Below are 25,323 nucleotides of genomic sequence, written 5' to 3' on the forward strand. Positions count from 1 at the left end.
ACGTGAACTGGACAGTCGACGTCCCCATCGACCAATTGCCGGAGCTGCCGCCGCTCCCGGCCGATCTGCGTCAGCGCCTGGATGCCGCGCTCGCCAAACCTGCTGCTCAGCAGCCGAGCTGGCCCGCGAATCAGGCCGCCGCCATGCGGACCGTGCTGGAAAGCGTGCCCCCGATCACCGTCCCCGCGGAGATCCAGCGTTTGCAGGGCCAGCTGGCCCAGGTAGCACGTGGTGAGGCATTCCTGCTGCAGGGCGGAGACTGCGCCGAGACCTTCGCCGACAACACCGAGCCGCACATCCGGGCCAACATCCGCGCACTGCTGCAGATGGCGGTGGTGCTGACGTACGGATCGAGCATGCCGGTGGTGAAGCTGGCCCGTATCGCCGGCCAGTACGCCAAGCCGCGCAGCTCCGACACCGACGCACTGGGGCTGCGGTCCTACCGCGGCGACATGGTGAACGGATTCGCCCCGGATGCGGCACTGCGTGAGCACGACCCGTCGCGTCTGGTGCGCGCCTACGCGAACGCCAGCGCCGCGATGAACCTGGTGCGCGCGGTAACCGGCTCGGGGATGGCCTCGCTGGCACTGGTGCACGACTGGAACCGCGAATTCGTCCGTACCTCACCTGCCGGTGCCCGGTACGAGGCACTGGCCTCCGAGATCGATCGCGGGCTGAAGTTCATGAGTGCCTGCGGTGTGGCGGATTCGAACCTGGACACCGCCGAGATCTACGCCAGCCACGAGGCGCTGGTGCTCGACTACGAGCGCGCCATGCTGCGTTTGTCAGAGGACGAGAACGGCGAGCCGGCGCTGTACGACCTGTCGGCGCACTACCTGTGGATCGGCGATCGCACGCGGCAGCTCGATCACGCGCATGTGGCCTTCGCCGAGATCATCGCCAACCCGATCGGGATGAAGATCGGCCCGACCACCACGCCCGATCAGGCCGTCGAATACGTGGAGCGTCTTGATCCGCATAACAAGCCGGGTCGCCTGACGTTCGTCTCGCGGATGGGCAACTCGAAGGTGCGCGATCTGCTTCCGCCGATCATCGAGAAGGTGCAGGCAACCGGCCATCAGATTGTTTGGCAGTGTGACCCGATGCACGGCAACACCCACGAGTCGCCCAGCGGTTACAAGACGCGGCACTTCGATCGGATCGTCGATGAGGTGCAGGGATACTTCGAGGTGCACAACGCGCTCGGCACGCACCCCGGTGGTATTCACGTCGAGATCACCGGTGAGAACGTCACCGAATGTCTCGGTGGGGCACAGGACATTTCGGATGACGATCTGGCCGGTCGCTACGAAACGGCATGCGATCCGCGTCTGAACACTCAGCAGTCGCTGGAGTTGGCGTTCCTCGTCGCGGAGATGCTCAGGGACTAAAGCAGGTTGGTGATGTTGGCGCCCAGCGACCAGCATCCCGCCGCCACCGAGGTGGTGATGATGAGCACGATCACCAGCCACATGAAGATCGCGCGGCGGCTCTGCTGACGCTCGTACCGGTACTCCGAGTCGTCGATATCGGCGAAGAACGCTGATTCGTCAGGGTCGCTGTCGAATTCGGGATCGTATTGGGGATCGTAGGCGGGCACCGGGTCCATCATCCGCGTGGGATTGGGCACCTTGGGACGCGCCGAGACGCTGGGCCGTGGTGAGACACCCAGGGCGGCTGCGGCCGAGGCGGTGTCGGCGGCATCCGCTTTGCCGGGGGCGCTGAGATTGCCTGTGGTGCGTCCGCCGGTCTCGATCAGTCTGCTGCGGTAAAGCTGTTCGGCAACATGCTGTTTGGAATCCCGGGGTGCTGGGACGCGGAAGGTGGGCAGTTGCAGATCCGCGGCGATGGCGTCCAGTTCGGCGCCCATCTGTGCGGCGTCGGCGTAGCGTGCGTCCGGGTCGCGGGAGGTGGCACGCAGCACCAATTCGTCGAACTCTTCCGGAATGCCGTCGATGGCCTCACTGGGTGCCTGTACATCGCGATCGATACGTTGATAGGCCAGTGCCAGCGGCGTATCCCCGGTGAACGGCGTTGAACCGGTGAGTAATTCGTACATCAGGATGCCCGCAGAATAGACATCGCTGCGCGGGCCGGCCGAGCCGGTGCGCACCTGCTCGGGAGACAGGTACGCCGCGGTGCCCAAGATCACGCTGGTCGAGGTGATTCCGGCCTCGGCGACCGCACGCACAAGCCCGAAATCGGCGAGCTTGACCTCGCCATCGTCGGAAATCAGCACGTTCTCGGGTTTGACGTCACGGTGCACCAGTCCCGATCGATGTGCGACCGCCAAGCCGCCAAGCAGCGGATTGAATACCGCGGCCACGGCATGGGGCGGCATCGGTCCACGTTCGCGCAACAACTCGCGCAGAGTGCCGCCGTCGATCAGCTCCATCACCAGGAAGGGATGCTTACCGTCCATGCCCTGATCGAACACGGCCACCAGCCCTGGGTGGCGCAATCGTGCGACGGCCCGGGCTTCGAGCCGGAACCGTGCCAGAAACCCCGTATCGGAGGCGTAGCGGCTGTCCATCACCTTCACGGCAACCGGGCGGTCCAACCGGGTATCCAGCCCTCGGTACACGGTCGACATGCCGCCTGTCGCAATCGGTGCCTCAATGCGGTACCGACTATCGAGCACCGTCCCGATCATCGGATCGTGGCGGTGTGTCGGGGTCTTGGGCGATGTCATCGCATCGATGGTATCCAGTGATGCGGGGGCGCCCCGGCGTCAACGCCGCTTATCGAGCATTTCGCGGACGGAGTTGAGCATTGGCCCGGCGCCCGAGAACAGCATGGTCCGCCATTGACGGTGCAGGGCAATGGCCGGGTCGAACCGGCTGTACGTGACGCGCAGCCTGGTGCCGCCGGGTTCCGGGAGCAGGTTCCACCGGGAGGTCACTTCGATTCCCGGGGCGGTCAACACCTGTTCGATGTGCTCGTGCGGCACCACGCTGGTGTAGGTGGTCCGCAGCACGCCATCGAAGCCGACGGCGGGCTGCGGATGGGTGATCAGGACGCGTGTCTCGCCGACTTCGACGGGTGCGTCGTTGACCTCTTTAACCTGTGAAGCGGTGAGCTCAAGGGAAACGAGAACATCCCAGACCTTCTCGACGGGGTAGGGGTAGTACTCGCTGTGGGTGACCGATGTCGGATCGCCGGAACTCGTCACGGTCCGAAGGTTACGCGCGTCACCACACCCGGAGGACGCTTTTGGGCGACGGTGGCGTGCGAGGCGACTAGCGTCATTCGTTATGAGCGCCATTCCATACGTTGCCGACACGCTTGACGCCGACGAGCCGCTGTTCTCCCTCAAAGAGGCGGCCACGCGCCTGCGGGTACCGGTTTCCAAGGTTCAGCAGTATTTGCGTGACGGTGAACTCATCGCAGTGCGACGCGATGGCGAAATCAAGGTTCCCGTCATCTTTTTCAGCCCCGAAGGCCCTGTGGTGAAGCATCTGTTCGGGCTGCTCTCGGTGCTGCGGGACGGGGGATATCACGAGCCCGAAATCATGCGTTGGCTGTTCACCGGTGATGAATCGCTGACGGTGACCCGCGACGGCACCACCGAACGAATCGAGGCGGCCCGCCCGGTCGATGCGCTGCATGGTCACCAGGCCCGCGAGGTGCTGCGGCGAGCGCAGGCGATGGCCTACTAGTACTCGCTGGGATCGTGCGCTTCCGGCGCGGTGTTGATCATCCGCCACGCGATGGCAGCGCAGGTTGCCGCGATCAGTACATGTATCCACACGTACATGCCGTGGGAGCCATCGGGTTTGAAGATCACCATGATCCAGGTGGAGAACCCGGCGATGGCTGCGATCGCGATGCGCGATTGCAGCAGCGGCGCCGCGATGGCCAGCGGCCAGGTGTAGTACCAGGGCAGCGCAGCCGGCGCCATGAGCACCACGATCACCATTGCCCACAGGATCCCGAACATCGCGTCGCGATCGTTGTGTCGGTGCCGCCACCACACCACGGGCAGGCTGACCGCGATGACCATGACCCCGATGATGCGGGTGATCTCCAGAAGAGCATCGAAGTTGACGGTCACGAAAAGACCGGCGACAACGTTGATGATGTTGGCGACGGCGGTCGGCACTGTCAGCCAGTTGATGATCTTCACCGAGCCGGCCAGGGCGGTCAACCATCCCAGGCCGACGCCGGCGATCCACGACAACACCGCGAATACCGCGACGACGACGGACACCGAGGCTGCCGACGCCATCGCGAACGCGGTCACCGGGTGGCGCTGTGGGGAGTCCTCATCGGCGCTCTCGACCAGACGACGCATCCAGATCCACACCAGGAAAGGCAACGCAAGACCCGCGGTGGCCTTGACAGCCACCGCTAACGCGACCACCGATATGCCCCAAACATGGTGGCGCTCAAGGACGAGGGCAATGCCTGCCATCATCAGGCCGACCATCAGCATCTCGTTGTGCACTCCGCCCATCAGATGGATGATCACCAGCGGGTTGAGCACACAGATCCACAACGCCTTGCTGGCATTGGCTGAAAGGCAGCGGGCGACTCGGGGGGTGGCCCACACCAGCAGCGCCAGTCCGGGCAGCATGCACAGGCGCAGCAGCATGGTTCCGGCTACCACGTCGTCACCGATGATCTGGGTGACAAATCGTGCGATGAGGATGAACAGCGGTCCATATGGCGCGGTGGTGGTGGACCAGATCGGACTGACGTTCTCTAGCAACGCGTTCGGGTTTTCGACTGGACCCACCAGATAGGGATCGAATCCGTCGCGCAGCAACGCGCCCTGCGCGAGGTAGGAATAGGCATCCCGACTGAACACCGGAACCGAGGCGAGCAGTGGTAGCAGCCAGCACGGAATGACGATCAGGAGAGACTCTTTGGTCACCTTGCCCGCGATCACGTGGCGGCCCAGTCCGAGCCACGCCAGCAGCATGAGGACCACCCCGAGCCACATGCAGATCGAGGACACCACCAATCCGTGGCCGAAACGCAACCAGGACAGCCCAACCGATTCCAGCAGCGGGTCGTGCTGCCGGGTACTGCCCGCACCCAGTCCGCCGATGGCGATGAGGATGGCGCCACCGAATCCGGTGATTGCTGCGCGGCCGGCGGGGGACCTCAGGAAGGCGGCTCTCCACCCGGCACCCGGATCGAGTACCGCAGGTGCCGGTTCAGGGTTCGGTTCCAGGGGAGGCTGCACCGCCTTTGATGATGTGCTCACGTGATCATGCGCTCCGGTTGGACACCAATCGGACGAGATCGGACAGCGCGGCACGGGCGTCATCGGCGATATCGGCGCCGGACAGCTGCTCCAGCGCGCGGTGCGTGTGTTCCTCGATACGAGACTCCACTGCCGCGAGTGCGCCCAAGTCGACGATGACTGAACACATTTCGGCGACCTGATGATCGGTGAGTGGGGTGCCGATCCAGGAGTGAAGCATGTCCTCGGCGGCGTTGTCGTTGATGCGTGCCAGACGCAGGGCTTCGGCCAGCAGCACGGTGCGCTTTCCGGAACGTAGGTCGTCCCCGGCGGGTTTCCCGGTCACCTTGGGATCCCCGAATACCCCGAGCACATCGTCGCGCAGCTGGAACGCAACACCGATATCCAGTCCGACATCACCGAGTAGTCGTGAGATCTCCGGGTTCTCGGCCGCGATCGCGACACCCAGCTGCAGGGGCCGCTGCACCGTGTAGCCGGCGGTCTTGAAGCGGATCACGCGCATGGCGGTCTCGACGGACTCGTCGCCAGAGGATTCGGACAAGATGTCCAGATATTGGCCGCCGAGCACCTCGCTGCGCAGGATCGACCACACACCCCGGGCCCGCGCATGGGCCTGGGGGGATAGCTGTGCGCCGACCACCATGTCATCAGCCCAGGTAAGTGCCAGATCGCCGAGCAGGATCGCAGCGGATATGCCGAACTGTTCGGGGGAGCCGGACCAGCCGTTCTCACGGTGCAGTGCGGCGAATTCGATATGGATGGTGGGTTCGCCGCGCCGGGTGGCGGAGCTGTCGATGACGTCGTCGTGGATGAGCGCACAGGTGTGCAGCAGTTCCAGCGCGGCACACACCCGCAGCACCTCGGGGTTCCACGGGTCGGGGTCGTCGGTAACCGCTCGCCAGCCCCAGTAGGCGAACGCCGGGCGCAGCCGCTTGCCGCCGCGCAGCACAAACCGGTCGAGGGCCGTGATCGCATGCTCATAGTTCGGCCCGATATGCGCGGTGTGCTCACGGCATTCGGCCAGGAACTGGCTCAATTGGTCGCTTACCGCGTCGGTCAGGTGCCGGGCGTTGGCAGCGGCTACGTTGACACTCAGCGGTGCGTCCTCTCAGGGTGCGGTGGCGGGTCCCGGATGCTTACAGGTCTCCGAGAGTGAACCTAGAGTAATCCCACCTATCCTGAACGGGTGACAACCAACCCGCTCGACCATGACGCATCGGTCGCCGAGCTGCAGGATCCGGGGTCGATCGCCGATCGACTGGCCGGGGTTCAGCCTGGCGATGTCGCGTTCTCGGTGGAGTTCATGCCGCCTCGTGACGAGGCCGCCGAGGCGCGGTTGTGGCGAGCGGCAAGAGTTTTCGAGCGGTATCAGCCGGTGTTCGTCTCGGTGACCTATGGAGCGGGTGGCTCCACCCGTGATCGCACGGTGCGGGTGACCGGTGAGCTGGCCGAGAACACCACCTTGCTGCCGGTTGCGCACCTGACGGCCGTCGGGCACACCGTCGATGAGTTGCGTGCCATGGTGGGCGCATATGTGGACCGTGGCATCACCAATATCCTTGCCCTGCGGGGCGATCCAGCTGGGGATGTGAATGCTGAATGGATTCCGCACCCCGGTGGCCTGACCTATGCCGAGGAATTGGTGCGGCTGGTTCGTGACCTGGGCGACTTCCACGTGGGTGTCGCTTCTTTCCCGGAGGGCCATCCGCAGGCGATCGATCTGGAGCGCGACACAGCCAATCTGGTGAACAAGCTGCGGGCCGGAGCGGAGTACTCCATCACCCAGATGTTTTTCGACGTCGACGACTACCTGCGGCTGCGTGATCGGGTGGTGGCCGCCGACCCCGAACAGGGCGCCAAGCCGATCGTTCCCGGGCTGATGCCCATTACGTCGCTGCGGTCGGTGCGCAGGCAGGTGGAGCTCTCCTCGTCCACGCTGCCCGCTGCTCTGGAGGAACGGCTATTGCGTGCTGCTGGGGATGGCCCCGAGGAAAACCGCGACGAGGTCCGCAAGGTCGGTGTCGATGTCACCACATCGATGGCCGCCCGGCTACTCGCCGAGGGCGTTCCGTGCCTGCACTTCATGACCCTGAACTTCGCGCGGGCTACTTCCGAGGTGCTGGAGAACCTCGGAGTGCGGGTCACTCCGGGAACTGGTCGGGCGTAAACCGGGGGGATTGGTCGCGGTCCAGCCAGGCCAGGGACGCAACCAGGGCACCGATCAGCAGGGCGGAAATCGTGATGAAGATCGCGGCGCCATTGAAGGAACGGGTACTGGGGTCGGTGTAACGGGAGGTCGCGGTGAACGTGCTGACTACGCCGGGAGTGAGTTTCCACTGCACGGCGTCGGAGCCGAGCATCTCCCCGTTGGTGGATTCGATATCGCCGGGAAACGAAATAGCCAGCGACACATCGGCATCTGAGGTGTCTTCCAGTGCGGTGAGATCGGCACGGCCTTCCAGCACCACCACATCGCCGTTGCGGCGCAGGGTGAGATCGAAGCCGGCGGCGTTCTTGTTCATCCCGGCCAGCTGAGGGACTTCGGCGAACGTCAGATCGTTGAAGATGGCGCGCGAGCCCACCATGCCGTTCTCTTCGTACTCGCTGACCTGAACCTTCTGGGCGAAGGACATGTTGCGTTCGAGCTGAGGGCCCTTGTCGTCTTTACCTTGCGGTTTGGCGACAGCGATAAGCTGCCCCGAGACGTGATCGTCGGTGGTAACGGTCATCGAGGCCTTGACGCGCACGCATCCCGATAGCAGCGGCAGCGTCGTCAACAACAGCACCGCGGCAATACGCGCCGCACGCCCAGGGCTAGTCATCGCGGCTCATCGTGCCAGACGGCGGTCACGTCGGCCTGTCGATATCCGGGTTCCAGCGGCAAAGCCCGGCCAAGCACCGCGAATCGCCGGGGGTCTCCCGCGAACTGGTGCTGCCGGATGACATCGGTGAACCCGAGTCGGCGGTACAACCGCCACGCCCGGTTGGACTCGCCGGTGATCTCAGGGGTGGACAGCAGCACATGCGATTCGGAGCGACCGGCCAGCAGCCTCCGCGCCAACGCCTCGCCGAAACCATGGCCCTGGAGCCCGGGGTCGACATGCAACTCCGTCAGCTCGAAGTACTGGTCGAGCAGGGCGCTGATGTGGTCACGGGGCACCCCGGACTTGCGTAGCCCCTGGCTGACCTGCTGGTGCCACCACTGGTCGGCGGCACCGCGGTAGCCATAGGCGATCCCGACGATGCGCGCCTGGTCCATGCGATCCTGGACGGATCCGGCGCCGTCAGAGACCGGATCGGCCGGAGAATCAAAGATCGCGGCCGCCTGCCATCCCCGTCTGCGGCTGTGTTCGAGCCACATCGGAGCGCGCTGATCCTCGGTGCCATGCGGATAGCCCATGGCGATGACGTAGACACGAAGCGCTTCGCTGAGCCTGCGCTGCATATCGCGTTGCGACAAGTCGGCCAGGAAGGTCGTCAACGTGCGTCCTTTTGGTTTCTGTGTGGGCTTCGGGTGTACCGCCGGGTTTATCACGCTCTGCCCATTTCTGGGCGTTGTCTCTGTTTTCGCCGAGTCCGTCGGCGCGCCGCGCCGCGTCGGTTGCCCGGTCGGTGTGGCTGGGAGATTGGTGGGTGAACCGGGTGGTATAGCGGGTATTCACCTCGTATTATGAACGTGAGGGTGTTGTAACCGCGGCACCCTTGATAAAACGACACGACATACTCAACCGGTTGCGATGCGCCAGAGGGAGGGACCGATGCCACTCTCCGAGCACGAGCAGCGCATGCTCGACCAGATCGAGAGCGCGCTGTACGCGGAGGACCCCAAGTTTGCGTCGAGCGTGCGCGGAGGACGCCTGGGCGCGACCTCCGGTCGCCGTCGTCTGCAGGGTGCGGCGCTCTTCTGCATCGGCTTGGCGATGTTGGTGATCGGCGTCGCCGTGCCCGCTACTCAGATCGGAAACTTCCCGGTCCTGAGTGTGATCGGATTCGTCGTCATGTTCGGGGCCGCGGTTTTCGCCATCATCGGAAGCCGGCGCTCCGAGGCGAGCGCCGCCGGGCAAGGGGGACCGGGCGCATCCAGCGGCCGCACTCGTCGCCCCCGCGCCGCCGGATCGTTCGCGCAGCGCATGGAAGAGCGATTCCGCCGCCGTTTCGACAACTGACAAACCTCATCTAAAGCAGTCCGGACTCACAGACCCGCGCAGTCGGCGCGGGTCTGTTGCTGTATGCGTTGCTGCTTGAGCGGTCCCGCTCTGGGACTACTCGCCGTGGGGTGATCGCTCGCAAGCCTGCTCACCCATGCAGGCCAAATCGTTATCAACTCATCCGGATACCGGCACCCCACTCACCCCCACGGGTTTGACCTGGGGAAATAGCAGCTCGAGGCCATTTGTCGCCCTTCTGGTGGGCGCATCGTGGGGAGACACGCGGCAAATCAGATTCAAAGTGGGGGATTGTGGGGTAAAGTGGCGCCTATCGGAGGGAAGGGTAGCTCCGAAGGGTTCCGGGCAGGGAGGTGTCGAGGTGTTTCTCGGTACCTACACGCCCAAGCTCGATGACAAGGGGCGACTCACATTGCCCGCCAAGTTTCGGGACGCGCTAGCGGGAGGGTTGATGGTTACCAAAAGCCAGGACCACAGCCTCGCCGTCTACCCGCGGGCCGAGTTCGAGCAGCTGGCACGTAAGGCCGCCACGGCTTCTCGGAGCAACCCCGAGGCTCGCGCTTTTCTGCGCAACCTGGCGGCGGCCACCGACGAACAGCATCCGGATGCGCAGGGGCGCATCACCCTGTCTGCCGATCACCGCCGATACGCGGATTTGTCCAAGGACTGCGTAGTCATCGGATCCGTTGACTACCTAGAGATTTGGGATGCTGCGAAGTGGCAGCAGTACCTGGAGGAACACGAAGAGAATTTCTCGGCGGCCAGCGATGAATCCCTCAATGGCATCTTCTGAGCGAGCCCGCGAAGCGCGGCCTCTGTCCGATACGGCCCTGGCGTACTTCCCCGACGCCAGGTTCGCACCATCGGGCAGGGACCGGGCTGCGCGGGCTCCTCGCACCTACCAGCGCTCCCATCGGGGCGTTTCTCGCTCCCATTGGGGCATCTCCCGCTCCCGGAGGGGTATCGCCGTGTCTGACAACGATTTTCCGGCTGGCTCCGGGGCTGGATTCGGCCATATTCCGGTCATGCTCGACCGCTGCTATGAGCTGCTCGCTCCGGCACTGACCGCCCGGTCCGCGGATGGGGCGGGTGCGGTGCTGATCGATGCCACGCTGGGCGCCGGTGGGCATACCGAGCACTTTCTCTCCGTGCTACCGGGCCTGACGGTGATCGGCCTCGATCGTGATACCAACGCCCTTGAGATTGCCCGGAAGCGGCTGGAGGCCTTTGGCGAGCGATTCGCCGGTGTGCATACCCGCTACGACGGTCTGTCGGATGCGCTTGACGGGTTGGGTTACCGCGCAACGTCTTCGGTTGACGCAGTGCTCTTCGATCTGGGTGTGTCGTCCATGCAGCTCGATCAGGCCGACCGTGGTTTCGCCTACTCGGTCGACGCCCCACTGGACATGCGGATGAATTCACACGACGAGCTGACCGCCGCCGACATCCTGAACACCTATACGGCACCCGAACTATCCAGGGTGCTCAGTAGATTCGGTGAGGAGCGTTTCGCGCGGCGAATAGCAGATGAGGTCGTCCGGCGCCGTGCTGTCGAATCCTTCACGCACAGTGCGCAGTTGGTTGAGCTGCTGTACGACACCATCCCAGCGGCTACCCGTCGTACCGGGGGGCATCCGGCGAAAAGAACCTTCCAGGCCCTGCGCATCGCGGTCAACGCCGAGCTCGAATCCCTTGCGGCCGCGATACCTACCGCCATGGCGGCGCTGCGTCCGGGTGGTCGTATCGCGGTCATGGCGTATCAGTCGCTGGAGGACAAGATCGTTAAGGCGGAATTTGCGGCCGCCATCGCATCCCGGTCACCGATTGACCTGCCGGTCGAGCTGCCCGGTGACGCACCGGAGTTCGCGGCGATCACCCGCGGCGCCGAGCGGGCCGACGATGCGGAAATAGAAGTCAATCCACGGAGCGCGCCAGTGCGGTTGCGGGCAGTCGAACGAGTTGCGGACAGGAGGAGCGCATGATTGGGGTGCGCAAGAAAGCCGGCGAGTCCCCCAAGAAGAGCAATCCTGCCAAGCCCGCTAAACGTCGTGGCGGCGCTCCCAAGTCGGTCGGCGCCGGCCCGTCGCCGCGTCCGCGCCGTTCTGCCCCGCAGACCATGCCGATCCCGGTGCAGCGCAAGGCTCCCGAGAAGATTCGCCCGGCGACCAGCACGCAACAGGCGAAGGCCCGTGCGAAGGCACGCAAGGCCAAAGCGCCCAAAGTCATTCGGATACCGCTACGCGAACGGATTCTTACTCACCTCTCCGAGGTGGACCTGCGGCCGCATGTGTGGATCGCCAAGGTGCCTTTCGTTGTGCTGGTTATCGGTGCCCTGGGTGTCGGCTTGGCCATCACATTGTGGCTCTCGACCGACGCCGCGGAACGCTCCTATCAGCTGGGCACTCAGCGGCGCACCAACGAGCAGCTGCTGCAACGCAAGGAAGCCCTTGAGCGTGACGTGTTGCGTGCGGAATCGGCGCCGGCACTGGCGGATTCGGCGCGCGACCTCGGCATGATCCCATCGCGTGATATCGCGCATCTGGTACGTGACCCGCAGGGCAATTGGCTGCTGGTGGGTGCCCCGAAGCCGGCTGAGGGTGTCGCGCCGGCACCGCTGAACTCGGTGATCCCCGACGACGTCGATGCCGTTCCGAAGGCCGGTAACTCGGTCGAGGTCCCCGTGCAGCTGCCACCCGTACCGCCTCCGGTGGCTGTGGTGCCCCACATGCCCCCGCCGGCCGCGGTGCCCGCGCCTGTGGTGGAAGCTCCTGCGGGGCAGGAACCTGTCTTAGCGCCGCCGGCTCCGGTCATGCCCGCTCCGGTGGTGGCCGCACCGGATCCCGCTGCGGTGATACCGCCCCCCGTGGCCGACGCGCCGCAAGCATCAAATATCGCGAATTCTCCAGTTACCGGGGAACAATTCAATCCCGTGGCAACAACGAGTCCCCACCCGACGGCGTGAACCGGCAGGATCGGTCCCGGCCGGTCGGCGCTCGCCGCGTCCGGCGGCCGGCGTCTGCCGTGTCGCGGACCGCTGGATTCGCTTTCCGTCACCGCACGGGCAACATCATCATCTTTCTGACATTGGCCATCGCCGCCATTCAGCTGTTCACCCTGCAGGGCCCGCGTGCCGCGGGTCTGCGTGCCGAGGCCTCGGGTCAGCTGAAGGTCACCGAGATCGAGAAAGCGTTGCGTGGCACCATCGTTGACAGCATGGGCAACAAACTGGCTTTCACCATCGAGGCTCGTGCTCTTACCTTCCAGCCGAAGAAGATTCGCGAGCAGCTCAACAAGTCGTGGGAGGAAAGCCTGAAAATCCTTCAGGACCCCGGGAAGAGTGACGCCGTTAAGGCCGCAGCGGCGAAAACACGGGCCGTCGACCCGGAACGGCGGCTGCAGGATATCGCTGCCGGAGTATCGGCCAAGCTCGGAAACAAGCCCGATGCCAAGAGCCTGCTGAAGAAGATCCGCAGCGATGACACCTTCGCCTACCTGGCGCGTTCGGTAGACCCGGCCATCGCCGCCGAGATCATCAAAGAATTCCCCGAGGTGGGCGCCGAACGGCAGGACATTCGTCAGTATCCCGGTGGATCGCTGGCCGCCAATATTGTGGGCAGCATCGACTGGGAGGGGTACGGCCTTCTCGGGCTTGAGGATTCGCTGGACAGCGCGCTGGCCGGCAAGGACGGTTCCCAAACCTACGACCGCGGCTCCGACGGTGCGGTGATTCCCGGCAGTTATCGGGACCGTCACAATGCCGTCAACGGATCCACCGTCGAACTCACGCTGGACAACGACATCCAGTTCTACGTACAGCAGCAGGTTCAGCAGGCCAAGGACCTGTCCGAGGCGCGGACGGTGTCTGCGGTCGTACTTGATTCGAAGACCGGTGAGGTCCTGGCCATGGCCAACGACAACACCTTTGATCCGTCGCAGAACCTCGGTAAGCAGGGCAACCGTGAGATGGGCAATCTGTCGGTGTCTTCACCGTTCGAACCCGGGTCGGTCAACAAGGTCATCACTGCCTCGGCGGTGATCGAGAACGATCTATCCAATCCCGATGAGGTCTTGCAGGTTCCGGGCTCTATCAACATGGGCGGCGTCACCGTGCGGGACGCATGGCCACATGGAACAGTGCCGTTCACCACCACCGGCGTCTTTGGGAAGTCGTCCAACGTGGGCACGCTGATGCTGGCCCAGCGGGTCGGCCCGGAACGGTTCATGGATCTGGTGGACAAGTTCGGCCTGGGCCAGCGCACGGGCGTCGGCCTGCCCGGCGAGAGCTCCGGCATCGTGCCGCCGATCGAACAGTGGTCGGGCAGCACCTTCTCGAACCTGCCGATCGGCCAGGGCTTGTCGATGACCCTGCTGCAGATGACGGGCATGTATCAGGCGATCGCCAACGACGGAGTGCGGATGCCGCCGCGCATCGTCAAGAGCATCACCGCACCCGATGGCACCCGTAAGGAAGAACCACGCCCCGAGCCAGTACAGGTGGTCAACGCCGGAACCGCGCGCACCGTGCGGAACATGCTGCGCGCGGTGCTGCAACCGGATGCGCGTCAGATCCAGAACGGCACCGGCGCGTCCGGCGCTGTCGAGGGCTACCAGCTGAGCGGCAAGACCGGCACCGCCCAGCAGATCAACCCGGCCTGCGGGTGCTACTTCGACGACGTCTACTGGATCACCTTCGCCGGCATCGCCACCACCGATGATCCCCGGTACGTCATCGGCATCGAGATGAACGCGCCGAAACGCGGGTCCGACGGGTCGCCGCACATGACTGCGGCCCCGCTGTTCCACAACATCGCGTCGTGGTTGATGCGGCGCCAAAACGTGCCATTGTCACCCGATCCCGGACCACCGTTGATCTTGCAGGCGACCTGAGCCGGTCCTCATCCGATGAGGGGACGACTGCTCGCCCGGTACTGTCGTTTGACGCCCGGAGGCCATGGGCGGCACAAAAACGGCAGGAGGTGATCGCAGGTGGCGGCATCCGGAACTCACCGGTTCCTTCCCCAAACGCGCCCGCACCCGGTCTCCGACCTCGCCTCATTGATCTCGGCGGAACTGCGTGGGCCCAGTGCCGCGACCGTCACCGGTGTCACGCTGCGGGCCCAGGACGCGCGGTCGGGTGACCTCTTCGCGGCGCTGCCCGGTAGTAGCGCACATGGCGCACAGTTCGCGTCCGAGGCGGTCGCTGCGGGGGCTACTGCTGTGCTCACGGATGCCGCCGGGGCACAGCTGCTGGCCGAGCAGGGCCCGGATTTCTCGGATATCGCGGTATTGGTCCATCCCATACCGCGCGCGGTGCTCGGTGCGCTCGCGGCGAAGGTCTACGGGGAGCCTTCCCGCCAGCTGGAGGTGGTCGGTGTCACCGGGACCTCCGGGAAGACCACGACCACCTATCTGGTCGAGGCAGGGCTGCGGTCGGCGGGCAAGCGGGTCGGTCTCATCGGCACGGTTGGGGTACGCATCGACGGCGAGGATGTCCCCAGCGCTCTGACCACACCCGAGGCGCCTGCTCTGCAGGAGTTGTTGGCCGAGATGGTGCAGCGTGGCGTGGACACCGTGGTCATGGAGGTTTCCAGTCATGCGCTGGCGCTCAATCGTGTGGACGGCACCCGTTTCGCGGTGGGGGCGTTCACGAATCTTTCGCGAGACCACCTGGACTTCCATCCCAACATGGAGGATTACTTCGCGACGAAGGCCCGGCTGTTCCAGCGTGATTCGCCGCAGCGGGCGCAGCGCTCGGTCATTTGTGTCGACGATGACGCCGGGCGTGCCATGGCCGAACTGGCGCGCGTGGCGAGTCCCGGCACCGTCACGGTGAGTTCGGGCGCCGGTGCCGTCGCGGACTGGACCTGCTCGGATGTGGTGGTCGGCCCCGACGGCGGTCAGCGGTTTGTCGCGAATGGTCCGGCAGGCAGCGTTGAACTCGGTATCGCATTGCCGGGTCACTACAATATCGCCAATTGTCTTGTGGCTATTGCAATCTTGGAATTGCTCGGGGTGTCAGCGGTGACCGCGGCGCCGGGGATCGCGATCGCCGGTGTGCCGGGACGTATGGAGTCGGTGGTCGCCGGCCAGCCGTTCCTGGCTGTTGTCGACTATGCCCACAAACCCGGCGCCCTGCGCGCTGTCCTGGAGAGTCTGCGCAGCCATCGGGACGGACGGCTGGGGGTGGTGTTCGGTGCCGGCGGTAACCGCGACCGTGGCAAGCGCGCCGATATGGGGCAGGTGGCAGCCGAGCTGGCCGATCTCGTGGTGGTTACCGATGACAATCCGCGCGATGAGGACCCATCCGCGATTCGCGCGGAAATCGTCTCCGGGACAACTGGTTCAGATGTCGATGTGATCGAGATCGGAGACCGGCGCGCCGCCATCGGCTTCGCCGCCCGGTGGGCACATCCGGGGGATACCGTCCTGATCGCGGGCAAGGGGCACGAGAGCGGGCAGCGCGTCGGCGCGGTTTCGGTCCCGTTCGATGACCGGGTGGAGCTGCGGGTCGCGCTGGAAGGGCTGGAAAGCTCGAAAGGACTCGGGAGTCTGAATGATTGAGATGACTGTCGCCGAGATCGCGGAGATCGTCGGTGGACGTCTCGACGGAATCAGTGCCGAGGAAGCCCGGCATACGACCGTCACCGGCACCGTCGAATTCGATTCGCGCCAGGTGGGTCCCGGTGGGCTGTTCTTGGCGCTGCCGGGTGCCCGGGTCGACGGTCACGATCATGCCAAGGGTGCGATCGCGGCGGGTGCCGTCGTCGTGTTGGCCGCCAGGCCGGTGGGTGTGCCCGCCATCGTGGTGCCGCCGACTGGTATCGCGCGTACCGAAGTATCTGCGCTGGAACATGATTCGGATGGGTCGGGGGCTGCGGTGCTGGCCGCCACCGCAGCGCTGGCGGCGGAGGTGGCCCGTCGGCTCTCGGGGCAGGGGCTGCGCATTGTGGGTGTCACCGGCTCGTCGGGCAAGACGTCGACAAAGGACCTCATCGCCGCGGTGCTCGAGCCGCTCGGTGAGGTGGTGGCGCCACCCGGATCCTTCAACAACGAGCTCGGCCATCCCTGGACCGTTCTGCGGGCGACGGAATCGACCAGGTTTCTGGTGCTGGAGCTGTCGGCTCGGCGCCCCGGAAACATCGCGGACCTGGCCGCCATCGCGCCGCCGTCAATCGGTGTGGTGCTCAACGTCGGTACGGCGCACCTGGGTGAGTTCGGTTCGCGACAGGCCATTGCCGACACCAAGGGTGAACTGCCGCAATCACTTTCCAATGATGGTGTGGCGGTGCTGAATACCGATGACTCGGCGGTAGCCGCCATGGCCGCCAAGACCCGCGCCCGGGTGGTCCGCACCAGCGTGCACAGCAGCGCCGATATCTGGGCGACAGACGTGAGCGTCGACGACCTGGCGCGTGCCCGCTTCACCCTGTGTGCCGGTGACGAGGCCGTACCCGTTCAATTGGCTGTCCACGGCGAGCATCAGGTGAGCAACGCACTGGCGGCCGCCGCGGTCGCGCGGGAATGCGGCGCCACGCTGGCGCAGGTTGCTGAAGCGCTCGCCGGGGCGGGTCCGGTCTCGCGGCGCCGCATGGAGGTCAGCACCCGAGATGACGGGGTGACGGTCATCAACGACGCGTACAACGCCAACCCGGATTCGATGATGGCCGGACTCAAGGCCCTGGTGTCGATGGCTCGTCACGGTGTGCAGCCCCGTCGCAGCTGGGCGGTGCTGGGCGAGATGGCCGAGCTGGGGCCCGATGCGATATCCGAGCATGACCGCATCGGACGGGCCGCCGTGCGCTTAGATGTCAGTCGATTGGTAGTCGTCGGAACCGGGAGGTCGCAGCGGGCAATGCATGCGGGTGCAGTGATGGAGGGGTCATGGGGGTCCGAGGCGGTGCTGGTGGACGATCCTGCGGCAGCCGCCACACTGCTGGCCGACGAGCTGGCGGCCGGTGACGTGGTGCTGGTCAAGGCATCGCGGTCGGCCGGGCTGTGGGTCGTGGCTGATGAGCTGCTGAAGGTGGGTGACGCATGAGGCAGATCATCATCGCGGCCGGGATCGCGATCCTGGTTTCCATCATGCTGACCCCGGTGCTTATCCGGGTGTTCTCGCGGCAGGGCTTCGGCCAGGAGATTCGGGACGACGGACCGCAACATCATCAGAAGAAACGTGGCACTCCCTCGATGGGTGGCGTCGCGATCCTGGCGGGTATGTGGGCCGGGTACTTCGGGTCTCATCTGATCGGTATCGCGTTCGGATCCGATGGCCCCTCGGCCTCTGGGCTGTTGGTGCTTGCGTTGGCCACCATGCTCGGCGGTGTCGGTTTCATCGACGACTTCATCAAGATTCGCAAGGCGCGCAACCTCGGCCTCAACAAGACCTCCAAGACTGTCGGTCAGATCCTGTCGGCCTTGGTGTTCGGCGTGCTGGTGCTGCAGTTCCGCAATACGGACGGGTTGACGCCCGGTAGTCCGCAGCTGTCCTACGTGCGTGAGATCGCCACCGTGGCGATGCCCGCGGTGATCTTCGTGCTCTTCTGCGTGATCCTGGTGATGTCGTGGTCCAACGCGGTCAATTTCACCGACGGACTGGATGGGCTGGCCGGCGGATGCATGGCCATGGTGACCGGCGCCTATGTCATCGTGACCTTCTGGCAGTACCGCAACGCCTGCTCCACGCATCCGGGTGTGGCGTGCTACAACGTGCGCGACCCGCTGGACCTTGCGGTGATCGCCGCGGCGACGGCGGGTGCATGTATCGGGTTCCTGTGGTGGAACGCCGCACCCGCCAAAATTTTTATGGGGGACACCGGATCGCTGGCTCTTGGCGGCATCATCGCCGGCTTGTCGGTGACCACCCGAACAGAGCTGCTCGCGGTGGTGTTGGGTGCACTGTTCGTCGCCGAGATCGTGTCGGTGGTCCTGCAGATCGCCGCGTTCCGCACCACCGGCCGCAGGGTGTTCCGGATGGCGCCGTTCCACCATCATTTCGAGCTATTGGGTTGGGCGGAAACGACGGTCATCATCCGGTTCTGGCTGTTGACCGCGATTGCCTGTGGCCTGGGTCTGGCGTTGTTCTATGGCGAGTGGCTCGCCACGATCGGTGACTAACCGGCCATGACCGTTTCTCAGATGGCCGAACTGCCCAGCGGAGCAAGGGTTCTGGTTTGCGGTGCGCGTGTCACGGGCGATGCCGTGGTCGCGGCGTTGACGGGGCTGGCGGACCTCGACCTGCGGATTACCGTCTGTGACGACAACGAGGACGCCTTACGGCGTCATCGCGATGCGGGGCATGGGGCCCTCACCACCGCCGAGGCGCAGCACCATATGGCCGATCAGGATGTGGTGATCGTCAGTCCCGGCTTCGGTCCTTCCTCGCCGATCGTGCTGGCCGCTATACATGCCGGGCTGCCCATCTGGGGTGATGTCGAATTGGCATGGCGTCTGGATGTTTCCGGCCGGTTTGGGCCGCCCAAGCGGTGGCTGGTGGTGACCGGAACCAACGGAAAGACCACGACCACCGCCATGGTCCACGACATGCTGACGGCCGCGGGCCGCACCAGTGCGCTGTGCGGGAACATCGGTGACCCGGTGCTCAATGTGCTGGATCGCGATGTCGAATTTCTGGCCGTCGAGCTCTCCAGCTTCCAGCTGCACTGGGCGCCTTCGGTGCGGCCGGCGGCCGGCGTGGTGCTCAACGTGGCCGAGGACCACCTGGACTGGCACGGGGGAATGGACGCCTACACCCGGGACAAGGCGCGAGTGCTCGATGGGGAGGTCGCGGTTGTCGGTCTTGATGACAGGGTGGCGGCCGGACTGCTCTCGGGCGCGGCGGCACCGATCACGGCCGGGTTCCGCACTGGTGAGCCCGTGGCCGGGGAGCTCGGAGTGCGTGACGGCCTGCTGGTGGACCGGGCATTCGGACCGGATGTGCCGCTGATCGAGGTGGCCAAGCTTCCGGTAGCGGGTCCGATCGGTGTGCTCAACGCGCTGGCCGCCGCCGCGCTGGCGCGTGCGGTGGGTACGCCCGCGGAGGCTGTCGCGCGTGCGCTGGAGGCCTTTCAGGTGGGGCGGCACCGTGCCGAGCTGGTGACGCAGCGCCACGGTGTTTCTTACGTAGACGACTCGAAGGCCACCAATCCGCACGCGGCCGCGGCGTCCATCGCGGCCTATCGGCGCGTCATCTGGATCGCCGGGGGGTTGCTCAAGGGCGCGGCGGTCGATGATCTGGTGCGCGAATGTGCCGACCGGCTCGGTGCGGTTGTGCTGATCGGCACCGATCGGGGTGTGATTGCTGAGGCTTTGGCGCGACACGCGCCGGATGTACCCGTTGTTGCGGTTGTGACGCGCGAGGATGCTGGGGTGCAAGAGGCAAATGTGGTCTATGTGACTGATGAGGCGGATGGGGGTGGCGCTGATCTGGGTACCCGGGTCATGGCCGCGGCCGTCCGGCACGCCAGCGCTGTGGCCCGGCCTGGCGACACCGTGCTGCTGGCTCCGGCCGGCGCATCCTTCGACCAATTCAGCGGGTACTCCGAGCGTGGCGATCGATTCGCCGCGGCGGTGCGCGCACTTACCGGTTAGGTAACAGCGCCGTGTCGACCCTGACCGCTCCGTTCACCAGGCTTTTCCGCTCCGAGAAGCGCGCCGCGGCGAAGACGGCGGCCAAACCCGCCAAGAAACCCTCTGACGCGAAGACCGCTGGGTTGGTGGCCCGGACTCGTTTGGGCGCCTGGCTGAACCGGCCGATGACGTCGTTTCACCTGATCATCGCGACAGCCGCGCTGTTGACCACACTGGGCCTCATCATGGTGTTGTCCGCATCGGGCGTTGAGTCCTATGACGTGGACGGATCTGCGTGGGCTGTGTTCGGCAAGCAGGTGCTCTGGGTCTGTGTGGGTCTGGTCGGTTTCTACATCGCGCTGCGCACGCCGATCCGGGTGATGCGCAAGTACTCGTTCCCGGCATTCGTCTTCACCATCGTCTTGATCACCTTGGTGCTGGTGCCCGGAATCGGCACGTACTCCAACGGTTCTCGCGGTTGGTTCGTCTACGGCGGTATGTCGATGCAGCCTTCGGAGCTCACCAAGATCGCCTTCGCGATCTGGGGTGCGCACCTGTTGGCTTCGCGCCGCATGGAGAAGGCCTCGCTGCGCGAGATGCTGGTTCCGTTGGTGCCGGCCGCGCTCATCGCGCTCGTGCTCATCGTCATTCAGCCCGACCTTGGGCAGACGGTCTCCATGAGCATCATCTTGCTGGCGCTGCTTTGGTATGCCGGGCTGCCGTTGAAGGTGTTCCTCAGTTCGGTGATCGCCGCCGTACTGGCCGCGGCCATCCTCGCCGTCTCCGCCGGGTACCGCTCCGATCGGGTCAAGGCGTGGCTGGATCCGTCGGCGGACCCGCAGGCCACCGGTTATCAGTCGCGTCAGGCTCGATTCGCGCTGGCCCAGGGTGGCTTCTTCGGCCAGGGACTTGGGCAGGGGTCGGCGAAATGGCACTACCTGCCCAACGCCCACAACGACTTCATCTTCGCGATCATCGGCGAGGAGCTCGGATTTGTCGGCTGCATCGGGGTGCTGGCGCTGTTCGGCGTCTTTGCGTACACCGCCATGCGCATCGCCAAGCGCAGTGCCGATCCGTTCCTGCGGATGCTGACCGCCACTGCCGGTATGTGGGTCATCGGTCAGTCCTTCATCAACATCGGATACGTGATCGGCCTACTGCCGGTGACCGGCATCCAGCTGCCGCTGATTTCTTCTGGTGGTACCGCCACGGCCACAGCCCTTTTCATGATCGGTCTGATCGCCAACGCCGCGCGCCACGAACCCGAGGCCGTCGCCGCACTGCGGGCGGGTTCGGGTGACCGGATGAACAGGATTCTGCGGCTCCCGGCGCCGGAGCCGTATGTGGCGCCGCGCATCGACACCGCACGCGATCGCCTGCGCGCCAAGTCGGCCACGCGAGGCGCCGAGACGGCCGATCGGCAGCCCGAGCGCGCACGGCAGCAAGACTCCGCGCAGGGGGCCAAGCGCAAGCCACGTGCACGTACCGACAGCGACGCAGGGCATCATAGGCAGGTACAGCAGGTGCGGCGGGCCTCGGGCACGCGCGCGAGCGGCCGGTCCCGTGAGCAATCCCGGGCCGGGAGTTCACGGGCCCGAAGCCATCGATAGCTGCTGAACATGTGATTGCCGCCAGACCGAAAGGATGCTCCCGGAGTGAGTGACGAACTTCGGCCGCTTTCGGTGGTACTGGCCGGTGGCGGTACCGCGGGACACGTCGAACCCGCCATGGCGGTCGCCGATGCACTGCGCGAGATCGACCCGTCGGTGCGGATCACCGCATTGGGTACCGAGCGTGGCCTGGAGACGCGGCTGGTGCCCGACCGCGGGTACGACCTGGAACTGATCGTGCCGGTGCCGCTCCCGCGTCGCCTCACCGGCGATCTGGTGCGGCTGCCGTTGCGGGTGCGCCGGGCAGTGCGGCAGACCCGGGCGGTGTTCGACAATGTCGGAGCTGATGTCGTCATCGGTTTCGGCGGTTACGTGGCGTTGCCCGCCTATCTGGCGGCACGTCGAGGACCGCTGCGCCGTCCCCGTGTTCCGGTGGTCATTCATGAGGCGAACGCACGTGCCGGCCTTGCGAATAGGGTCGGGGCGCGCCGCGCGCAGCGCGTGTTATCGGCCGTCTCGGACTCGGGACTGCGCCGTGCAGAGGTGGTCGGGGTGCCGGTTCGTGGATCGATCACGGCGCTGGATCGCACCGCGTTGCGGCAGGAGGCGCGCGCTCACTACGGATTCGACGACGATGCTCTGGTGCTCTTGGTATTCGGCGGGTCCCAGGGTGCGGTGTCCCTGAACAATGCCGTCTCGGCTGCGGCCAATGACCTTGCCGCTGCCGGGGTTTCGGTGCTGCATGCACACGGGCCGAAGAACACGATCGAGCTGCCAGAGGGCGGGTTGCGGGACGTTCCGGGCGCCCCCAAATACGTGGCCCTGCCATACCTGGACCGCATGGACCTGGCCTACGCCGCGGCCGATATCGCCGTGTGCCGATCCGGCGCGATGACCGTCGCCGAGGTCTCCGCGGTGGGGTTGCCCGCCATCTACGTGCCTCTTCCCATCGGCAACGGTGAACAGCGGCTCAACGCGCTGCCGGTCGTCGACGCTGGAGGTGGTGTGATCGTCGCGGACCGCGACCTCACTCCGGAGACATTGGCGCACATGGTGATCGAAATCGCCTCCGATTCCGGCAAGCTTGCCCAGATGACGTCGGCCGCCGCGCTGTCGGGACATCCGGACGCCGCACGGCAGGTGGCTCAGGTGGCGCTGGATGTCGCACGACAGCAGCGATCTCAGGGACGGAGTGCATCGCGATGAACATCGGCCCACTCCCGGAGCATTTGCGCCGCGTGCACATGGTCGGCATCGGCGGTGCCGGAATGTCAGGTATCGCCAGGATCTTGCTGGACAGGGGAGCGCAGGTATCGGGCTCCGATGCCAAGGAATCTCGTGGCGTGCTCGCACTGCGTACCCGCGGTGCCCTGGTCAACATCGGCCACGATGGCGACGCCCTGGATCTGCTGCCCGGTGGTCCCACCGTGGTGGTTACCACCCATGCGGCCATTCCCAAGACGAATCCTGAACTGGTGGAAGCTCATCGGCGTGGAATACCCGTCCTGCTGCGCCCGGTTGTGCTTGCGGACCTGATGGCCGGATACCGCACCCTGATGGTGACTGGAACGCATGGCAAGACCAGCACCACATCCATGCTCATTGTGGCGCTGCAGCATTGCGGATACGACCCATCGTTCGCGGTCGGCGGTGAGCTCAACGAGGCGGGCACCAACGCCCACCACGGCAGTGGGGACGTGTTCGTGGCCGAGGCCGACGAAAGTGACGGCTCACTGCTGCAGTACCGGCCCGATCTCATCGTCGTGACCAATATCGAGGCCGACCATCTCGATCACTTCGGCAGTGTCGAGGCCTATACCGCGGTATTCGACGAATTCACCGAAACTTTGGGCCCCGAAGGGGTCTTGGTGGTGTGCCTGGATGATCCGGGGTCCGCGGCGTTGGCGCGCCGGGCCCACGAGCGCGGCCTACGAGTACGTGGCTACGGCAGTGTCGAACAGGCGGACGCCGCGGGTGTCCCGGTCGCCGGGTGGCTGCGTGATTGGCAGTTCAAGGACACCGGAGCGTTCGCACAGATCCAGTTGGCGGGCGAGAAGACCTCGCGCACCATGCGACTGTCGGTGCCGGGTCGGCACATGGCCCTGAACGCACTGGCCGCGGTGGTGGCGGCCGCCGAGATCGGGGCCTCTGTCGAGGATGTGCTCGATGGGCTGGCCGGATTTGAAGGAGTGCGCCGCCGATTCGAATTGGTCGGTCAGGTCGAGAGTGTCCGGGTCTTCGATGACTACGCGCACCATCCCACCGAGGTCCGGACGGTGCTACAGGCGGTTTCCGGAATCGTCGAGCAACAGGGATTTGGCCGCTCTGTCGTCGTCTTTCAGCCCCACTTGTACTCCCGCACAGCATCTTTCGCAACGGAGTTCGCCGAGGCGCTCAGTGTGGCCGATCTGGTGTTCGTGCTCGATGTCTACGGCGCACGCGAAGCGCCGTTGCCGGGTGTCAGCGGTGCGTTGATCGTCGAGCAGATCTCCGGGGTGCCGGTGCATTACCTGCCTGATCTGTCGACGGTGGCTGCGCATGTCGCCGCGGCCACGGCGCCGGGGGATCTGGTGATCACGATGGGTGCGGGCGATGTCACGCTGCAGGGCAAGGAGATCGTGCGGGCGTTGCGCGCGCGTGCCAATGACTGGCCGCCCCCGAGGAACGGTCAATGAGCGAGCCGGACAGGACTTCGGAGGAGGCAGCGGAGTCGGCCCCGGTGTCTGACGAGATCGAGGATTCCGCTCCCGAGGCGATCGACGAGGATGCCGGTGCCGAGCAGGCGGAGGCCGACGAGTCCGCCGAGGGGCCGCGGATGCGGGCCAGGCGCGAGCGGATGGAGCGCCGGGACGCACAGCGGCGCGCGATCGCTCTGGAGCAGGCGCGGCGTGAGGCGAAGGCGGCTGCCAAGGGCAAGCAGGTAGATCAGGGCAAGAGCGCGGGACGCGGGAAGGTTCAGGGTTTGCACACCCTGCTGCTCGCGGTGCTGCTCACGGTCATCGCGGTGGGACTGGGGGCGATTCTGTACTTCACGCCCCTGATGTCCGTGCGCCAGACCGTGGTGACCGGCACCGGGGTGGTCACCCAAGAGGACGTTCTTCGGGAACTGAACATCACCAAGGGAACGCGGCTGCTGCAGATCGATACCGCCGCCGCCGCGGACCGGGTGGCCAGCATCCGCCGGGTGGCCAGTGCGCGTGTGCAATGCGAGTACCCGTCCACCTTGCGCGTCACCATCGTCGAACGGGTCCCGGTCGCGGCATGGGCGGGCGGCGACGGGACGCATCTCATCGACCGCGACGGGGTGGACTTCGCCAACGAACCGCCGCCGCCGGGCATCCCGGTGCTGGACGTGGTGGCTCCAGGTCCGCAGGACCCGACGACCAAGGCGGCATTGCAGGTTCTCACCTCGCTGGCGCCCGACCTGGCGCGACAGGTCGCCAAGATCGCTGCGCCGTCGGTGTCGTCGATCACGCTCACCCTCGACGACGGTCGCACCATCGTCTGGGGGACTACCGACCGCACCGCGGAGAAGGCGGAAAAGCTGGGGGCCCTGCTCACCCAGCCCGGTCGCATGTACGACGTGTCCAGCCCGGATCTGCCCACGGTCAAGTAGGCGACCGGACTGCTCGCCGTTTCCAGAAATAGCCACGGGAAAATCCAGCGATCCATCGGCGCGCCTCCCGGGCGCGGCTAACCGCGCCCCCTACCGTTCTGTTTCAGCGGGACAACCTGACATAACTCTAAGCCTGAGGTAGAGGTTGAGAGT

22 protein-coding genes are annotated in these 25,323 nt (G+C 65.5%); 16 read left to right on the forward strand and 6 right to left on the reverse strand.

Features of this window, described 5'->3' with window-relative positions; translation table 11 throughout:
- Positions 1–2 precede the first annotated feature (2 nt).
- Complete coding sequence (locus tag BB28_RS10070) at positions 3–1,391, forward strand: class II 3-deoxy-7-phosphoheptulonate synthase (RefSeq protein WP_046253404.1); 1,389 nt, start codon at positions 3–5, stop codon at positions 1,389–1,391.
- Here the strand turns inward: BB28_RS10070 and BB28_RS10075 are convergent.
- Positions 1,388–2,692: a protein kinase domain-containing protein gene (locus BB28_RS10075; protein ID WP_046253405.1), complete on the reverse strand. Its 1,305-nt coding sequence runs from the start codon at positions 2,690–2,692 to the stop codon at positions 1,388–1,390. The two genes, BB28_RS10070 and BB28_RS10075, sit on opposite strands and share 4 nt — an antisense overlap.
- A gap of 39 nt (positions 2,693–2,731) precedes the next feature.
- A complete protein-coding gene (locus BB28_RS10080; protein WP_046253406.1) occupies positions 2,732–3,172 on the reverse strand; it encodes an SRPBCC family protein in 441 nt (146 codons plus the stop codon).
- Positions 3,173–3,254: 82 nt separating this feature from the next.
- On the opposite strand from BB28_RS10080, the gene BB28_RS10085 reads away from it, so the two are divergent.
- On the forward strand, positions 3,255–3,659 hold the full coding sequence (locus BB28_RS10085) for an Rv2175c family DNA-binding protein (RefSeq protein ID WP_046253407.1): 405 nt from the start codon (positions 3,255–3,257) through the stop codon (positions 3,657–3,659).
- On the opposite strand, the gene BB28_RS10090 is transcribed toward BB28_RS10085, so the two are convergent.
- Both BB28_RS10090 and BB28_RS10095 read right to left on the reverse strand, forming a co-directional pair.
- Entirely contained in the window at positions 3,656–5,179 is a 1,524-nt protein-coding gene (locus BB28_RS10090) for an alpha-(1->6)-mannopyranosyltransferase A (protein WP_046255721.1), read from the reverse strand. The two genes, BB28_RS10085 and BB28_RS10090, sit on opposite strands and share 4 nt — an antisense overlap.
- Before the next feature lie 37 nt (positions 5,180–5,216).
- Positions 5,217–6,272: a polyprenyl synthetase family protein gene (locus BB28_RS10095; protein WP_046253408.1), complete on the reverse strand. Its 1,056-nt coding sequence runs from the start codon at positions 6,270–6,272 to the stop codon at positions 5,217–5,219.
- A 126-nt stretch (positions 6,273–6,398) separates the two neighbouring features.
- On the opposite strand from BB28_RS10095, the gene metF reads away from it, so the two are divergent.
- Complete coding sequence (gene metF / locus BB28_RS10100) at positions 6,399–7,379, forward strand: methylenetetrahydrofolate reductase [NAD(P)H] (protein WP_046253409.1); 981 nt, start codon at positions 6,399–6,401, stop codon at positions 7,377–7,379.
- On the opposite strand, the gene BB28_RS10105 is transcribed toward metF, so the two are convergent.
- Both BB28_RS10105 and BB28_RS10110 read right to left on the reverse strand, forming a co-directional pair.
- Positions 7,354–8,034, reverse strand: a complete 681-nt coding sequence (locus BB28_RS10105; protein ID WP_030095488.1) for an LppM family (lipo)protein — start codon at positions 8,032–8,034, stop codon at positions 7,354–7,356. The genes metF and BB28_RS10105 overlap by 26 nt on opposite strands.
- Positions 8,031–8,693, reverse strand: coding sequence for a GNAT family N-acetyltransferase (locus tag BB28_RS10110; RefSeq protein ID WP_046253410.1), 663 nt, complete (start codon positions 8,691–8,693; stop codon positions 8,031–8,033). The genes BB28_RS10105 and BB28_RS10110 overlap by 4 nt, the downstream gene beginning before the upstream one ends.
- Before the next feature lie 277 nt (positions 8,694–8,970).
- On the opposite strand from BB28_RS10110, the gene BB28_RS10115 reads away from it, so the two are divergent.
- From BB28_RS10115 to BB28_RS10175, 13 genes are all read left to right on the forward strand, one after another.
- Positions 8,971–9,378 carry a DUF3040 domain-containing protein gene (locus tag BB28_RS10115; RefSeq protein WP_030095490.1) on the forward strand — a complete coding sequence of 136 codons (408 nt, stop codon included), beginning with the start codon at positions 8,971–8,973 and terminating at the stop codon, positions 9,376–9,378.
- A gap of 361 nt (positions 9,379–9,739) precedes the next feature.
- Positions 9,740–10,171, forward strand: a complete 432-nt coding sequence (gene mraZ, locus BB28_RS10120; RefSeq protein ID WP_030095491.1) for a division/cell wall cluster transcriptional repressor MraZ — start codon at positions 9,740–9,742, stop codon at positions 10,169–10,171.
- Positions 10,172–10,403: 232 nt separating this feature from the next.
- Entirely contained in the window at positions 10,404–11,360 is a 957-nt protein-coding gene (gene rsmH / locus BB28_RS10125) for a 16S rRNA (cytosine(1402)-N(4))-methyltransferase RsmH (protein WP_234801016.1), read from the forward strand.
- Positions 11,357–12,340 (forward strand): cell division protein FtsL, encoded by a 984-nt coding sequence (gene ftsL / locus BB28_RS10130; protein WP_046253412.1) that lies wholly within the window; start codon positions 11,357–11,359, stop codon positions 12,338–12,340. Before rsmH ends, ftsL begins: the two co-directional genes overlap by 4 nt.
- Positions 12,337–14,265, forward strand: a complete 1,929-nt coding sequence (locus BB28_RS10135; protein ID WP_046253413.1) for a peptidoglycan D,D-transpeptidase FtsI family protein — start codon at positions 12,337–12,339, stop codon at positions 14,263–14,265. Before ftsL ends, BB28_RS10135 begins: the two co-directional genes overlap by 4 nt.
- 99 nt (positions 14,266–14,364) lie before the next feature.
- Complete coding sequence (locus BB28_RS10140) at positions 14,365–15,939, forward strand: UDP-N-acetylmuramoyl-L-alanyl-D-glutamate--2,6-diaminopimelate ligase (protein ID WP_046253414.1); 1,575 nt, start codon at positions 14,365–14,367, stop codon at positions 15,937–15,939.
- Positions 15,932–17,416, forward strand: a complete 1,485-nt coding sequence (locus BB28_RS10145; protein ID WP_046253415.1) for a UDP-N-acetylmuramoyl-tripeptide--D-alanyl-D-alanine ligase — start codon at positions 15,932–15,934, stop codon at positions 17,414–17,416. The genes BB28_RS10140 and BB28_RS10145 overlap by 8 nt, the downstream gene beginning before the upstream one ends.
- Positions 17,413–18,492, forward strand: coding sequence for a phospho-N-acetylmuramoyl-pentapeptide-transferase (gene mraY, locus BB28_RS10150; RefSeq protein ID WP_046253416.1), 1,080 nt, complete (start codon positions 17,413–17,415; stop codon positions 18,490–18,492). Before BB28_RS10145 ends, mraY begins: the two co-directional genes overlap by 4 nt.
- 6 nt (positions 18,493–18,498) lie before the next feature.
- Positions 18,499–19,965, forward strand: a complete 1,467-nt coding sequence (gene murD, locus BB28_RS10155) for a UDP-N-acetylmuramoyl-L-alanine--D-glutamate ligase (protein WP_046253417.1) — start codon at positions 18,499–18,501, stop codon at positions 19,963–19,965.
- Between the two features lie 11 nt (positions 19,966–19,976).
- Positions 19,977–21,554: a putative lipid II flippase FtsW gene (ftsW, locus tag BB28_RS10160; RefSeq protein ID WP_046253418.1), complete on the forward strand. Its 1,578-nt coding sequence runs from the start codon at positions 19,977–19,979 to the stop codon at positions 21,552–21,554.
- 45 nt (positions 21,555–21,599) lie between these two features.
- Positions 21,600–22,760: an undecaprenyldiphospho-muramoylpentapeptide beta-N-acetylglucosaminyltransferase gene (murG, locus tag BB28_RS10165; protein ID WP_109550587.1), complete on the forward strand. Its 1,161-nt coding sequence runs from the start codon at positions 21,600–21,602 to the stop codon at positions 22,758–22,760.
- Complete coding sequence (gene murC / locus BB28_RS10170; RefSeq protein WP_046253419.1) at positions 22,757–24,229, forward strand: UDP-N-acetylmuramate--L-alanine ligase; 1,473 nt, start codon at positions 22,757–22,759, stop codon at positions 24,227–24,229. Before murG ends, murC begins: the two co-directional genes overlap by 4 nt.
- The gene (locus BB28_RS10175) at positions 24,226–25,170 is read left to right on the forward strand and encodes a cell division protein FtsQ/DivIB (protein WP_046253420.1); all 945 of its coding nucleotides are present in this window, start codon (positions 24,226–24,228) and stop codon (positions 25,168–25,170) included. The genes murC and BB28_RS10175 overlap by 4 nt, the downstream gene beginning before the upstream one ends.
- The last annotated feature ends 153 nt before the right edge of the window (positions 25,171–25,323 follow it).

Origin of the sequence: Mycobacteroides chelonae CCUG 47445 (assembly GCF_001632805.1) — a bacterium.
GTDB classification, from domain to species: Bacteria; Actinomycetota; Actinomycetes; order Mycobacteriales; family Mycobacteriaceae; genus Mycobacterium; species Mycobacterium chelonae.

What these genes read in the sequence shown, in the direction of transcription:
- BB28_RS10145 (WP_046253415.1), top strand. Translation starts at nt 15,932, where the DNA reads ATGATTGAGATGACTGTCGCCGAGATCGCGGAGATCGTCGGTGGACGT.
- BB28_RS10105 (WP_030095488.1), bottom strand. Translation starts at nt 8,034, where the DNA reads ATGACTAGCCCTGGGCGTGCGGCGCGTATTGCCGCGGTGCTGTTGTTG.
- rsmH (WP_234801016.1), top strand. Translation starts at nt 10,404, where the DNA reads ATGCTCGACCGCTGCTATGAGCTGCTCGCTCCGGCACTGACCGCCCGG.
- BB28_RS10115 (WP_030095490.1), top strand. Translation starts at nt 8,971, where the DNA reads ATGCCACTCTCCGAGCACGAGCAGCGCATGCTCGACCAGATCGAGAGC.
- ftsL (WP_046253412.1), top strand. Translation starts at nt 11,357, where the DNA reads ATGATTGGGGTGCGCAAGAAAGCCGGCGAGTCCCCCAAGAAGAGCAAT.
- BB28_RS10075 (WP_046253405.1), bottom strand. Translation starts at nt 2,692, where the DNA reads ATGACATCGCCCAAGACCCCGACACACCGCCACGATCCGATGATCGGG.
- murD (WP_046253417.1), top strand. Translation starts at nt 18,499, where the DNA reads ATGACCGTTTCTCAGATGGCCGAACTGCCCAGCGGAGCAAGGGTTCTG.
- BB28_RS10085 (WP_046253407.1), top strand. Translation starts at nt 3,255, where the DNA reads ATGAGCGCCATTCCATACGTTGCCGACACGCTTGACGCCGACGAGCCG.
- murC (WP_046253419.1), top strand. Translation starts at nt 22,757, where the DNA reads ATGAACATCGGCCCACTCCCGGAGCATTTGCGCCGCGTGCACATGGTC.
- BB28_RS10175 (WP_046253420.1), top strand. Translation starts at nt 24,226, where the DNA reads ATGAGCGAGCCGGACAGGACTTCGGAGGAGGCAGCGGAGTCGGCCCCG.
- mraY (WP_046253416.1), top strand. Translation starts at nt 17,413, where the DNA reads ATGAGGCAGATCATCATCGCGGCCGGGATCGCGATCCTGGTTTCCATC.